Annotated in this window: 11 protein-coding genes; 6 read left to right on the top strand and 5 right to left on the bottom strand. The window is 71.6% G+C overall.

What is annotated here, in order from left to right; genetic code table 11:
- Positions 1-49: 49 nt before the first annotated feature.
- Positions 50-4024: a S8 family serine peptidase gene (locus tag ACGFNP_RS44260; protein ID WP_393328975.1), complete on the bottom strand. Its 3975-nt coding sequence runs from the start codon at positions 4022-4024 to the stop codon at positions 50-52.
- 148 nt (positions 4025-4172) lie between these two features.
- Between ACGFNP_RS44260 and ACGFNP_RS44265 the strand changes: the two genes are divergently transcribed.
- Complete coding sequence (locus ACGFNP_RS44265; RefSeq protein WP_393328977.1) at positions 4173-5159, top strand: LuxR C-terminal-related transcriptional regulator; 987 nt, start codon at positions 4173-4175, stop codon at positions 5157-5159.
- The gene (locus ACGFNP_RS44270) at positions 5146-6183 is read left to right on the top strand and encodes a hypothetical protein (RefSeq protein WP_393328979.1); all 1038 of its coding nucleotides are present in this window, start codon (positions 5146-5148) and stop codon (positions 6181-6183) included. The genes ACGFNP_RS44265 and ACGFNP_RS44270 overlap by 14 nt, the downstream gene beginning before the upstream one ends.
- A gap of 3 nt (positions 6184-6186) precedes the next feature.
- Here the strand turns inward: ACGFNP_RS44270 and ACGFNP_RS44275 are convergent, their stop codons facing one another.
- Positions 6187-6672 (bottom strand): cysteine hydrolase family protein, encoded by a 486-nt coding sequence (locus ACGFNP_RS44275; RefSeq protein ID WP_393328981.1) that lies wholly within the window; start codon positions 6670-6672, stop codon positions 6187-6189.
- Here ACGFNP_RS44275 and ACGFNP_RS44280 point away from each other — a divergent pair.
- Positions 6671-6955: a hemerythrin domain-containing protein gene (locus ACGFNP_RS44280; protein ID WP_393328983.1), complete on the top strand. Its 285-nt coding sequence runs from the start codon at positions 6671-6673 to the stop codon at positions 6953-6955. The genes ACGFNP_RS44275 and ACGFNP_RS44280 overlap by 2 nt on opposite strands.
- Here the strand turns inward: ACGFNP_RS44280 and ACGFNP_RS44285 are convergent.
- Entirely contained in the window at positions 6936-7832 is an 897-nt protein-coding gene (locus ACGFNP_RS44285; RefSeq protein WP_393328985.1) for a LysR family transcriptional regulator, read from the bottom strand. The two genes, ACGFNP_RS44280 and ACGFNP_RS44285, sit on opposite strands and share 20 nt — an antisense overlap.
- An 80-nt stretch (positions 7833-7912) precedes the next feature.
- Between ACGFNP_RS44285 and ACGFNP_RS44290 the strand changes: the two genes are divergently transcribed.
- Together ACGFNP_RS44290 and ACGFNP_RS44295 are read left to right on the top strand one after the other, a co-directional pair.
- Positions 7913-9115, top strand: a complete 1203-nt coding sequence (locus ACGFNP_RS44290; RefSeq protein WP_393328987.1) for an MFS transporter — start codon at positions 7913-7915, stop codon at positions 9113-9115.
- Complete coding sequence (locus ACGFNP_RS44295) at positions 9106-9885, top strand: alpha/beta fold hydrolase (protein ID WP_358323894.1); 780 nt, start codon at positions 9106-9108, stop codon at positions 9883-9885. Before ACGFNP_RS44290 ends, ACGFNP_RS44295 begins: the two co-directional genes overlap by 10 nt.
- On the opposite strand, the gene ACGFNP_RS44300 is transcribed toward ACGFNP_RS44295, so the two are convergent.
- Positions 9886-10344, bottom strand: a complete 459-nt coding sequence (locus ACGFNP_RS44300; RefSeq protein WP_393328989.1) for an RDD family protein — start codon at positions 10342-10344, stop codon at positions 9886-9888.
- A 109-nt stretch (positions 10345-10453) separates the two neighbouring features.
- Here ACGFNP_RS44300 and ACGFNP_RS44305 point away from each other — a divergent pair, with 109 nt between their 5' ends.
- Positions 10454-11095 carry a TetR/AcrR family transcriptional regulator gene (locus ACGFNP_RS44305; RefSeq protein ID WP_393328990.1) on the top strand — a complete coding sequence of 214 codons (642 nt, stop codon included), beginning with the start codon at positions 10454-10456 and terminating at the stop codon, positions 11093-11095.
- 52 nt (positions 11096-11147) lie between these two features.
- On the opposite strand, the gene ACGFNP_RS44310 is transcribed toward ACGFNP_RS44305, so the two are convergent.
- Positions 11148-13169: a hypothetical protein gene (locus tag ACGFNP_RS44310; protein WP_393328992.1), complete on the bottom strand. Its 2022-nt coding sequence runs from the start codon at positions 13167-13169 to the stop codon at positions 11148-11150.
- Positions 13170-13412 lie beyond the last annotated feature (243 nt).

Consider the following 13412-nt stretch of genomic DNA (forward strand, 5'->3'; position numbering starts at 1 on the left):
GACGATCGGCACGCCGTCACGAGGACGGCGTGCCGATCTGCTTGCGGGGCTACTTGAGGCCGTAGGCCCGGGTGATCGTCTGGTCGATGGTGTTGCCCTCGGCGTCCACGCCCTGGGCGCGGATGCCCACGGTGCCGTTGGTGGCGGACAGGGCGGGGTGGGCGATGGTCGCGGTGTAGGAGGTGGCGTTCTTCTTGGAGGTGGTGACGGCCTTCCAGTGGGCGCCGTCGTCGTAGGTGACCGAGAGCTTCAGGCTGCCGAGGCGCGCGTCGGGCACGTCGTAGGAGCCCTGGTAGCCGGTGACCGTGATCTTGTGCGGTCTGGCCGCCGCGGTCTTGTTGTCGAGGTCGAGGTCCAGGTCGTAGCGGAGGTTGAGCCTGCGGACCGGCTCGCACGGGGTGAGGGTGCTGGCGAAGAACCAGCCGAGGCACAGGCCGTCGTTGAGCGTCTGCATCCCACCGGTCGGGCGCTTCGACTTGAACGTCCACTCCGTCGCCACGTCGGTCGCGTACTGCTGCGCCGGCTGCGGAGTGTGGAATTTGTCGGTGAGGCGATAGCGGGACTCGCCCTCCGGCAGGTTGAACCTCGGCATCTGGATCAGGATCGGGCCGCTGGTCCCCGATTCGACCATGGGGATCTCCTGGCCGTCACGGTAGAGGTGCAGCTCGTCCTTGCCGCCGCGCGTCTCGTCGAACCGCGCGTTCCAGGTGAACGCCTCCTGGTGGTTCGGCCCCGGGCCCAGGATCGGCAGGGCGGCCACGAACATGTCGCCGGTGCGGCAGGGGAAGCACGTCGTGGTCCCGGTGGCGCGGGTCAGGTCGGAGAACACCGGGGTGCCGGGCACGCGCGGCTGGGCGCCCCACTCCTCGGTCTTCTCGCCGGCCGACGGGTAGACGTCCACGGCGGTCGCCCACATTCCGAAGGTCCGGCCGTTCTCGCTGCCTCCGTCGGAGTAGGCCAGCTGCGTCTCGCGGGTCCACGACACGTCCGGCGAGACCGGCCCGACGTACTCGGTCACGGCGGTCCGCGCGGGCCAGGAGTAGCCGAACCGAGAACCGAGCAGCCAGCCGGGGTGGGTCACCACGGTCGCCCCCCAGAACATGGAGGCGGTGGCGGGCCGGTCGGAGTGCAGGCGGTTCTCGATCTCGTAGAGGTTCCGCTTGCCGAGCTCGTAGTCGACCTTGGCCGGGACCCGGCCGCGCTCGTGGAGCATCAGCGAGTAGATGTACGGGGTGGCGGTGATGCCCTCGGCCTGGACGCTCACCGGCCGCTTGGCGAGCTGGGCGGCCAGGGCGCGGCCCTCGTCGGCGGTCAGGCTCATGGTCGGGATCGGGTAGACCGGCCAGGACTTCGTCAGTTCGAGGAAGGCCCGGTTGACCGCCCCGTAGCCGAGCACCCCGGCGGCGCCGGCGTCGGCCGCGGCCTTGACCCGGTCGAGCGCGTTGCCCGTGCAGGCGTTGCCCGGGCACAGGTCGGACAGGTCGAGCAGGACGAGCTTGCCGCGTACGCCGGCGCCGGCGAGTTCGGCGGCCTGGCCGCGACCCCCGGACACCAGGGTGAGCGTGCTACGGCCGTCGAGCTTGGGAACCACCGGATCCAGGTTCTGGTAACGGGGATGCAGGGTGAGCCGGTCGGTCTTCATGCTGATCACCGGGGCGCCGCGCAGGATCTGTCCCGCGACGTCGAAGGTGCCCTGGGTGACCGAGCGGGTGGGCAGCAACCAGTAGTTGTGCAGCCCGTAGGCGGGGGTGGACTCGAACCGGACGGCCCCGATGCCGTTGGCCGCCTCGCGCTCGTAGAAGTACTGGGAGTCGTAGACCTCGGTTGGTTTCGGGGTGCTCTGGGTGACCTGGCGGGCCTTGCGCAGGTCGAGGGTGATCGTGGTGTCCTTGGTGGCCGTGAACTCCGGCTGCGACGGCAGGGCGAGGTTCCACTGGCCGTCGGTTCCGCGCCAGCTCACGCCGGAGTTCACGCTGAAGGTGCCGGCGTAGACCTGCGTCTCGGACTCGGTGCCGCTGTCGGGGTAGTAGACGAAGTCGAGGTCGTCGCGGTCGTCGGTCCGCAGGATCGCCCACGGGATCGGCTGCACGTCGGTCGCGCCGTCGGGGAGCACCATCTTGGTCCGCACGGTGACCTTCGCCGGCTCCACGAACGCGCCCACCGCGGTGCTCACCGTCACGGCGCCGCTCGCGTCGGCGGCGTGCACGAACCCCTCGTACCAGGTGGCCGGGCCCGACGGGTCGAAGGTGACGGCGACGGGCGCGGTGCCGTGCGCCGGGACGGTGACCGTGTCGTGGTCCAGGGTGAGCGTGCGCGCGGGCGCGTCGCCGCCCTTGTGGGCCGTGACGCCGGACTTCAGGGTCAGCGTCACCGGCTGGTCGCCGCCGTTGGTGTAGGTGATCGTCTTGGTGACGGGGTCCTTGTGGGGGTAGGCCAGGACGCCGAAGTCGAGGTTGCCGGACGCGCTGACCGCCTGCCGTACGGCTCGCGCCACGTCCACGCGCCCGGAGCCCTGCTCGTACGCGCCGAAGCCGTCGTCGTGGGCGGTGCTGACGAGCGCCGCCTTCAGTTGGGCGCCGGTCCAGTCCGGGTGCTTCTGGGCCAGGAGCACCGCGGCGCCGGACACGTGCGGCGTGGCCATGGACGTGCCGGACGCGCCGGTGTACTTGTCGTTCACCACCGAGCCCATCGACGTCCCTGCGGCCCTGGCGGCCACGATGTCCACGCCGGGGGCGACGAGGTCGGGCTTGAGGCTGTAGTCGCGCAGCACCGGGCCCTTGCTGGAGAACGGGGCGAGCTTCTCCGACCCGTCGACCGCGCCGACGGTGAGCGCCGACGCGGCCGAGCCCGGTGTCGCGATCTTCCGGTTGTCGTAGTCGTTGCCCGCCGCGATGACGAACAGCGACGTCGACTGCGCGCTGAGGTTGTCGACCGCCTCGCTCAGCGGGTCGGGCCCGGCGTAGCAGCAGGCGCCGGCGCTGATGCTGATCACCCGGGCCTGCTGGGCGACCGCCCACTCCATGCCGGCGATGATGCCGGACGAGTCACCGCTGCCGGCCTTGTTGAGCACCTTGCCGACGAGCAGGGACGCCTTAGGCGCGACGCCGGTGTACTTGCCGTCGGAGGCGGCCCCGTTGCCGGCGATCGTGGAGGCGACGTGGGTGCCGTGCCCGTGGCCGTCCTGTACGTCCGCCTCTTCGGTGAAGTTCGCGGTCGCCGTGATGCGGCCGGCGACGTCGGGGTGGGTGGTGTCGATGCCGGTGTCGAGGACCGCGACCTTGACGCCCTCGCCCTTCAGGCCGGCGGCCCACACCTCCGGGGCGCCGATCTGCGGCACGCTCTTGTCGAGTACGGCCTTCACCTTGCGGTCGAGCCAGATGGCCGACAGCCCTCGGTCGAGCGAGGCCGTGACGCCCTTGTCCGTCGCCGGGCGGTCGACGGCGGTCCAGAACTGCCCGACCGCCTTCTTGTCCACCCGCACGGCGGCGCCGCCGACGCTGGGCAGGCCGAGCGGCTCGGCGGTGGCGGGCAGCGCGTCGGCCTGCTGCGACAGTGTCTTCGCCGCCTGCTTGGCCTGGCCGTACTGGACGATCAGCGGCAGGCTGGCGCTCTCCTTGTCGGTATAGCCGTTCGCCGACAGGTAGGCGACGTCGAACAGGGCCTTGTCCAGGCGGCCCGAGGACACCAGGCCCATCACGTCGGAGGGGTAGACGTAGTAGGAGTTACGATCGCGCACGGCGATGAAGGTCACCGGGGCGCCGTCGGGACGCCGGGCGGGGGTGACCCGGTGGCGTGGGCTGCCGTCGGGGGCGGTGTCGTAGGCGACCACGTCGCCGGTGATCAGGGTGATCTTCGCCGCGTCCGCGGCCGGTGTTCCGGACGACTCGACGGCGGCGGCGGTCTGGCCGGAAAGGGCGGGTGCGGGGGTGGCCGAGGGCGATGGCTGTACGGCCATGCCGGTCGACAGCACCAGCCCCATCGCTAAAAGCCCGATGGACGGGCTTCGCCATCGTTGACGAGTCATGGTTCTCCTCGCGGGATAGCAGGCATGATCGACTCTCCCGAACCATGACATGTCAAGAAATATCCTGAAAAGATGACTCGTCGTCCTATTCCCGCCAATGACGGGAAAAGGACGACGAGGGCGCCGGGTTGTGGGTGATCATGGTGAGATGCTGAGCATCCTCGGCCTGTCAGCGGCGGAGCAGGCCCTCTACGAGGCTCTGGTCGAACACTCCCCCGTCACCCTCGAAGAGCTGGAGCGGCTCGGCGGCACCTCGGGACTGGCCGTCGGCCTGGAGGAACTGGGGCTGATCGCCCGCCTGCCCGAGGATCCGCCCCGCTTCATCGTCGTACCGCCGGAGATGGGGCTGGACGCGCTGATCCGCGAGCGGACCCGCGCGCTGGCCGAGGCCAGGCTGCGGGTGGCCCAGCTGTCCACGCGCTATCACCTCACCACACCCGACCAGGAGTCGGCCGGGCTGGTGGAGGTGGTGATCGGGCGGGAGGCGGTGCTGCGCCGGTTCGAACAGCTCCAGCGCGGCACCCGGCGCGAGATCCGGATGTTCGACGCGCCGCCGTACGCGGGCGTCGTGGGCGGCAACACGCAGGAGTTCGACCTGCTGAACCGCGGCGTCGACTACCGAGTGGTCTACGACAGGCGGGCCATCGAGATGCGCGGCACGCTGAAGACCATCGTGGACTACATCGCCGCGGGCGAGCAGGTGCGCGTCGGCGACGTCCCGATGAAGCTGGTGCTCAGCGACTACCCCATGGCCCTCGTGCCGCTCCGTCACGACCTGCAGATGGTCGAGTCGGCGCTGGTCGTGCACGACTCGACGCTGCTCGACGCGCTGGCGGCGCTGTTCGAAATGTACTGGGAACGCGCCGTGCCGCTGCACGTCAGCCACGGGCGCGCCCACCTGCCGGAGACCAGGAGCCCGACCGACGCGCAGCGTGACCTGCTGGCCCGGCTGGTGGCCGGCCAGACGGACAAGGCCATCGCGGCCCACCTCGGCTGGAGCGACCGCACGGTACGGCGTCACGTGCACGCGATGATGATCCAGCTGGACGCCCAGACCCGCTTCCAGGCCGGTTACCAGGCCGTCCTGCGCGGCTGGCTGGCCGACGAGAAGGGCGTACACGATGACCCGGAGTGACGGGAACCACGCGGGAGCGCTCGGCGCGGCCGGTCTCACCCCGGACGAGGAGGCGGTGTACGAGCTGCTCATCGACGGCTCGCCGGCCACCGCCGCCCGGATCGCGTCGCTGGGCACGGCGATCGGCCTGCGCGCCGATCAACTGCCCGCCCTGCTCGCCTCGCTGGAGGCCAAGGGGCTGGTCACCCGCTCCGACGGGCCGGCCCGCTACGCCGCCGTCGCCCCGGAGGCCGCCCTCGACGTGCTCCTGGTCACCGCCGAACGGCAACTGCTGCGGGCCCGCGAACGCGCGGGCGAGCTCGACCAGGCCTTCCAGCGCCGCCGGGCGACCGGGGAGACGCCGCCGGCGGTCGTCGAGGTGGTGACCGGCCAGCGGGCGGTCCAGCAGCGGCACGCCCAGATCCAGCGGGCCGCCTGGCACCAGATGCGCTGCTTCTCCAAGCCGCCGTACTTCGACCCGCCGGGCAGCGTGACGGCGCAGCGCGAGCTGCTCGACCGGGGCGTCACGAGCCGCATGATCTACGAGCGGGAGTTCGTCGACCGGCTCGGGGCGCTGCGGCAGATCGAGGCGATGGTCGGGGCGGGCCAGCAGGCGCGGGTGCTGCCCAGCCTGCCCATGAAGCTCTACCTCATGGACGACCGGTTCGCCCTGTTGCTGCTGCGCCACCACCCGGACGACCCCGACGCCGACGCCGCGCTGGTGGTCCACCCGTCCGGGCTGCTGGAGGCGCTGAGCAGGCTGTTCGAAGGGCTGTGGCAGCGGGCGCTGCCGCTGCGCCTGCGGCCTCCCGTGCCCGGCACCGCACCGCCCGCGCGAGCGCGTCCCTCGGCGCACGACGACGAGCGGTTGATCGCGCTGCTGGTGGCCGGGCTGACCGACGAGGCCATCGCCCGCCAGCTCGGCGTCGGCTACCGTACGGCCGAGCGGCGCATCGCCGATCTCATGAGCCGGCTGGGCGCCCACACCCGCTTCCAGGCCGGCGTCCAGGCCGCCTTCCGCCATCCCCCACCGCCGGAGGGCTGAGGCTCAGCGGTCCAGGCATTCGGGCGAGGGGGCGAGGCGGGCGGACATGTTGCGCTCCATCATGCGCAGGGCCGCCTGGCCGAGGTCGTGGTGGATGGCGGCCACGCAGTCGGGCGGCACTCTCAGCGCGAAATGCCGTACGTAGGCGTCCAACGCGCTGTAGAGCACGCACTGCTCGGTCACCTGGCCGGCCAGCACGACGGTGTCGACCTCGGTCCGAGCCAGGAGGTACTCCAGCGCGGTGCCGTAGAAGGCGCTGTGGCGGACCTTGGGGAGGAACGCGCACTCCGGCGGCGGCAGGAGCGGCTCCACCAGGTCCGGGCGGCGGCCCTCGCGGGCCCGGGACTCGATCTCCCGCCGATCTCTGGTGAAATCGCCGTAGTTGTCGTTGACGTAGACCAGCTCGACGTCGTCACGGGCACGCGCCTGCGCTAGCCGACCGACGCCGGGCAGACGGCACTCCCGGACGAGGGAACGGAGAAGCTCCATGGACGCCATCGTGTTGCTCAAGGACGACCACAAGACCGTCGAAGGGCTGTTCAAGAAGTTCGAGCAGGCCGGGGAGAAGGCCTACGCCGAGAAGCGCCGCATCGTGGACAAGTTCACCAAGGAGCTGGTCACGCACGCCCACATCGAGGAGGAGAAGGACTGGTTCCCGCAGGTCCGCGCTGCGATGGGCCGCAAGGAGCTGCAGGAGCTCGGCGAACGCATGGAGGCCGCCAGGGCCGAGGCGCCCGCCGAGCCACTCGCCGTCAAGAGCGCCGCGCAGTAGGCCGCCCGCTTCCCCCCGTGACGAGGTGCTCGACGAACAGGGCCGCGGCCGCCGTGGGAGTGGGCAGCGGGTCCCAGGCCAGGCCGATCGGGCGGTGCTGGGACGGGACGAGCGGGAGGTAGGCGGGGTCGTCGTGCTCCAGCGAGGCGGGGAGCGGCAGGACGCCCACGCCGAGCCCGGCGCCGATGAGGCCGCGTACGGTGGCGATCTCCTCGCTCTCGAAGGCGATGACCGGCTCGAACCCCGCCTCCTCGCACAGCCGGTCGATGACCCGGCGCAGGTCCGTGGTCGGGGCGAAGGCGACGAACGGCTCGTCGCGTACGTCGGCGAGCGTCAGCCCCGGCGCGGCGGCGAGCGGGTGCTCGACCGGCAGGGCGAGGCAGAGCCGCTGCTCGCGTAGCGGGTGCCAGCGCGCGGTGTTGCCCTCCGGTGGCGGGGTGACCAGGGCGGCGTCGATGTCGCCCTGGGACAGCCGGGTGAACAGCTCCCTGGCGAAGCCCTGGTGCAGCTCGAAGCGGATGCCTGGCGCGACGGCCCGCAGGTCGCGCAGAACCTCCGGCACCAGCCAGCGGCCCACCGAGTGCAGGAAGCCCAGCCGGATCAGACCGGTGTCCGGGTTGGCCAGGGCGTCGATGCGACGGCGCGCGCCGCCCAGCTCGTCCACGGCGCGGGCGGCGTGCTCGCGGAACAGCAGGCCGAACCGGTTGAGCGCGAGCCGGCGCCCGTGCCGGTGGAACAGCTCGACGCCCAGGTCGGCCTCCAGCCGGGCGAGCGCCCGCGACAGCGTGGACTGGTTGATGCCCTCCATCGCGGCGGTGTCGCGCATGTTCTCCGTGTCGCACAGCGTCAGGAACCAGCGCAGGGTCTGCAGCTCCATCTCATGATGATGCTCTCCACGCATCAGCTCCGTCAAATTCTGCATTTTGCGCATCAGGAATGATCGGGCACGATCGACGGGTGATCTCGCCTCTCGAGTCAGGGGATCGCGCCTCCCTCCGGATCAGGTACGGGCTGATGTTCGGCGGGCTGGCCAACTTCCTGGCGCTCTACTATGTCCAGCCGCTGCTGCCCGGCGTCGCCGAGCGTTTCGGGGTCTCGGCGTCGGCGGCGACGGCGGTGCTGTCGCTGGCGACGATCACGATGGCGGTGGCGCTGCTGTTCGTCGGGCCGATCTCGGACCTGGTGGGCCGCGTGGTGATCATGCGGTGGTCCTTGACCGCGTCCGCGGTCCTGGGCATCGCCACCGCGTTCGCGCCGAGCTGGCACTCCCTGCTGGTGCTGCGGGGGCTGCAGGGCATCGCGCTCGCCGGGCTGCCCGCGGTGGCCCTGGCCTACCTGCGCGAGGAGGCGCCGCCCGGCACCCATCTGCGGGCCAACGCCACCTACATCACGGGCACGGCCCTGGGCGGGGCGGCCGGCCGGCTGCTTCCCGGCCCGGTCCAGGCGGTGTGGGGATGGAGCGGCGCCAGCGCCGTCGTGGGCGTCGTCACCCTGCTCTGCGCGATCGGCCTGTGGGTCCTGCTGCCGCCCTCGCGGCGGTTCGACCGGTCCAGCCCGCGGCTGCGCAGCGTGCTGCGCAACACCGTGCTCACCCTGCGCGACCCGGCCCTGGTGGCGTTGTGCCTGGTGGGGGCGGCGACGATGGGGGCGTTCGTCGGGCTGTGCAACGCGCTGACCTTCCGTCTGGAGGCCGCGCCGTATCTGCTGGGCGGCGCGGGCGCGCTGGTGTTCCTGGCCTACCCGGTGGGCGTGCCAGGACCGCTCGCCGCCGGGCGGCTGGCACTGCGGCGCGGGCTCGGCCTGGCCGCCCTGCTCGGCGTCGCCCTCCTGCTGACCGGTACGCTGCTGACCGCCGCGCCCCAACTGCCCGCCATCGTGATCGGACTGGCCATGGTGACCTTCGCCTTCCTCGGCACCCACTCCCTGGTCAGCGGCTGGGTCTCCGACCGCGCCCACCGGGTCGGCGTCGGCGTGGGCCAGGCCGCGGGACTTTACCTGCTGGCCTACTACGCCGGCAGCTCCGTCTTCGGCTCGGTGGCCGCCTACCGGTGGCAGACGGGCGGCTGGCCGAGCGTGATCACCGTTTCCGTCGGGCTGCTCGTCGGCGCCGCGTTCCTGCTCGACCTGGCCCGCCGCTTCGACACGCGATCATGCCGGTAGCCGTCGCCGGGGACGGCGTCGCCGTCTCGTACCAGACCCGTGGCCAGGGCGAGCCCCTCGTCCTGCTGGCCGGGCAGGCCAATTCCCACCGCTGGTGGGACGGCGTCAGGGACGACTTCGAAGGCCGCCACACCACGGTCACCCTCGACTACCGCGGCACCGGGGACAGCGACAAACCGGACGTGCCCTACACCACCCGGGGGTTCGCGGCCGACGTCGTGGCCGTCCTCGACCATCTGGGCGCCGACCGGGCCCACGTGTACGGCACGTCGATGGGCGGCCGCGTGGCCCAGTGGCTGGCGGCCGACCATCCGCACCGGGTGGGGTCGCTGATCCTCGGGTGCACCTCGCCCGGCGGCGCGCACGGCTTCGAACGGGACAACACGGTGAAGAGGTCACTGGCCCAGCCCGACAAGCAGGCGGCCCGGCAGGCGCTGCTGGAGCTGATGTACACCCCGGCCTGGCTGGCCACGCACCCCGGCCCGTACACCACCCTGGGCGATCCCGGCATGCCCGCCTTCGCCCGGCGGCGGCACCTGGCCGCCAGCGCCGGGCACGACGCCTGGGACGCGCTGCCCGGCATCACCGCGCCCACGCTGATCGTCCACGGCACCGATGACGTCTTCAACCCGGCGGCCAACGCGCCCCTGCTCGCGGGCCGCATCCCCGGGGCGGGGATCCGGCTCATCCCCGGCGCCAGACACGCCTACTTCGAGGAGTTCCGCCAGGTAGCGGGCCCCGCGGTTCTCGACTTCCTGGCAGGCCGCTGATCAGTCGATCATGACCACCGTGTTGGCGGCCAGGTCGTGCAGCGCCTGCTTGCGGCTGGTGAACACGATCCAGACGAGATCGATCACGGTCACGCCCACCGCGACGAAGAAGCCGGACATCAGCGCGCGACCCGCCGCCACGGCGGGGGTGAGCCGGGCGCCGTCCTGCCGCACCACGCGGATGGCGAACGCCTTCTTGCCGACGGTCCGTCCGTTGCAGTAGCCGGTCAGCAGCCAGTGGTAGGCGTACCACACCAGCGCCCCGGCGATCAGCCGGCGCCAATCCAGGTTGACGACGTAGTCGGCGAAGCCCTTCGGCTCGAAGACTCCCGACCGCGCCAGGAGAGGCCAGGTGAGCACGCCCACGAGGACGACATCGTAGATACCGGCGAACAGCCGCCGCCAGCGTCCCGCGATCAACTCCGGCACGAGATAGCCGTACGGCGGGCCGTCCTCCATGGATCCACTCCCCCGAAGTGAGTAGCGGTCTTTCCCCGAAGGGCGTTCCATCTCGTTCCACAGACCCGGCATGCCAGAATCGAGCTGCCAGAACGCACCTGAAAGGACGATGACCATCCCCGCCGACCGAAACGCCGAGCCCACCGCGAGCCGGACGGCCGTGGTGAGCCGGACGGGCCCCAAGCGTAGCGAGAGCATCCGGCTCGCGGTGCTGAACGCCGCCGACGATCTCCTGGTCGAGCGGGGGTTCAACGGGGTGACCATCGAGGGCATCGCCGCCCGGGCCGGTGTCGCCAAGCAGACCGTCTACCGCTGGTGGAAGTCCAAGGTCGACATCCTCCTCGACACCCTCGCCGACGACGCCCGCGACGCGCTGGCCTGGCCGGGCGGCGAGGGGGACGCCGAGGAGGAGCTGGAAGCGCAGCTCCGCCGGATCGCGGGGTTCTTTCAGGAGCCGGCGGGCCAGGTCCTGCGGGCGCTGCTCGGCCATGCCCAGACCGACCCGGACACCGCGCTCGCGCTGCGCGAGGGGTTCCTGCGCGAGCAGCGCGAGCAGGACCTGGTGGGGCTGCGCGCCGTGCTCGAACGCCACACCGGCCGGCCGGTGGCCGAGCAGACCGTGGACACCCTGCTGAGCGTGCTGCTCGGGCCGCTCTACTACCAGGCGCTCGTCCTGGGCGACCCGCCCACGCCGGAGCTCCTGGACGCCACGGCCCGGCACGTCCTCGACCTGGCCCTCATCAGCCCCTGAACATGGCTGTTGCGCACCAGCGTCCGGTCATCTCCCCACGTCCGCGGGCTGCTCACCTCTTGATCTGCTCGGCGATCTTCTCGTCGATGTAGTCGGCGAGCCGTATCTCAAGGACGGTGTACTCGCGAATCTCGCCGTCTTGCTCGTACGTCCTGATGCCGTCGCCGATGCGGCGCCGCACCGCCTCCAGCGCCGGTGCGACCTCGCGGGAGGCCGCCAGAGCCGCGGGCGGCATGCCCAGCAGCACCTCGAGCAGGAGGCTGAAGCCTTCCGTCTCGCCGTCCTCGCCGTCCTCGTCGTGGACGACGAGGACGGCCCGCCGCCGGACCTCGGCGGCGATCGTGTCCGCCGTCTCCGGGAGGCCGATCCCCTGCAGGGCCACCTCTGCCTGGTGCCGGGTGTCCCGGTAGATCTCGTCGTCCTCCAGCACGGCCAGCAGGGTCGGCGTCGCGGGCGCCGCGGCCCCGCCGACCTGCCTGAGGACGTACATCAGCCGGTACTTGGTCGACTCGTCACACCACCAGTTGTCGGCGTCCGCCCGAGTCGGGAAGGGAAACGCGCCCAGCGCCGCGTGCACCGCCGGGACCGCGGCGGCGCCCCGTTCGCCCAAGGCGGCCGAGGTGAGCACACCGAGGAAGTTGCCGATCCCGGGCAGGCTCGCGACGAGTTCCTCCGTCGCGGGCTCGTCCTCACCGGTGAAGTACGCCAGCAACCGCCCGGCGGAACCGTGCCCGTCGTGACGATCGAACATCCGGTAGAGGGCGGTGGTGGCCTTGTCCTCGTCGATCTCCGCCAGCGCGATCACCGCGGCCTCCCGGGCCGCCGGGTCCGCACCGTTGACGATCAGGTCCTCCAGCGCGTCCACCGCCGTACCGTGCCAGGATTCGTCGAGGTCGCCCGAGGCCAGCTCACGGACTGCGGCCAGACCTGCCGGGCCGTCGTCCCAGTGGTGGCGGATGTCGTCGAGCAGGGTCGCCACGTCGCCGCCGTCCATCGCCCAGGAGGGGCGGCCGACGCGTTTCTGCACGAGCCCGGCATGGCCGGACCAGTGGAGAACGTGGACCTGGCCGCCGCGCCCGCCGATCAGCCAGCATCGCCCGTCCGGCGTACCGGCCACCTGGGTCAGCTCCCTGGGGCCGGAGGGCGTGGGGGGCGTGAAGCGGCCGACGGGCTCACGGCCGTGCAGCCGCCAGAGCGCGGCTGTTCCATCCTGGGAAACCGACATCACCAGGTCAGTGCGGGTGGCGAGCGCCAACGCCCGGACCCGGCCGCCATGCGCCTGAACGCGCCCGAGGCAGTGCCCCGAGCGGGCATCCCACCACGACAGCGAACCGTCCCGTCCGCCGAGCACCACCAGCGGCAGGTCCGGATGCGCCACGATCGCCGTCGGCCGGGCGGGCGGGACGAACGTGGTCACGACCGTCCCGGTCTCCGCGTCGAGAACGACCACCCGGCCGCGCCGCGGGGACACCACGAGCCGCCACCGGTCGCAACAGCGCGTCAGCCGCTGATCCGCCGCGTCGTCCTTGCCGCCGAAGGCCCACACGACCTCGGTGTCGGCGTACGGTTTGTCCTTGGGAGGCCGTCGCCAGGCCTCGATCAGTCCTCTGTCACCGCTCACGACGATCAGTCCGGAGCCGGTGCGTCCCAGCGCCGCCGGGGAATCCGACGTGATGCGGCCGGAGAGGGGGCCGAAGACGCCCAGCCAGCGAAGGTCTCCACACTGCCTGAGCACCGCCTCCCGGTCCGAGGACGTGAGGAGCCGCCCCCCGTCCCAAGGGAGTTGCCGCCATTCCAGGGCCTCGGCGGTCACCGTCCATAGCGAGGCCGATGGGCCTGTGGTCAGCAACGTGGGCCGCTTGGCGTCGCCGATGAACACGGCGCTCTCCACAGGCCCGCCTTGCAGCCCGCCCACATAGGCGGTCAGCAGGCCATGGCGCAGATCCCACAGCCGGACCTCGCCGCAGCGCGCGCCGGTCGCCCCGATCCGTCCATCCGGGGAGACCGCGACCGCGGTGACGGCGTCGCCGTGGTCCTCCGACGCTCCGATGTAAAGATCACCTTCGTCGGGCATCCCCGAGAGGTAGCACATTTCGAACGGGTCCGGCGACTCGAAATCCGGCGAACGGCCGCGAGCGGCCCGGTAAAACCAGAGGTAGGAGCCCTCGCGACCGCGTTCTGACGCCGTTCAAGCCGCTCCCAGACCTGTGGACACTTCTATTCAGACCGGAGTGCATGGTCTTATTTGCTAAATTGCTTGCGCAATGGGGCAGATCTTGCCAACGGGGAGGTTTAATGCGCAGGTGGACTGCTCCAT

This window comes from Nonomuraea sp. NPDC049269 (genome assembly GCF_043197155.1).
Lineage (GTDB): Bacteria > Actinomycetota > Actinomycetes > Streptosporangiales > Streptosporangiaceae > Nonomuraea.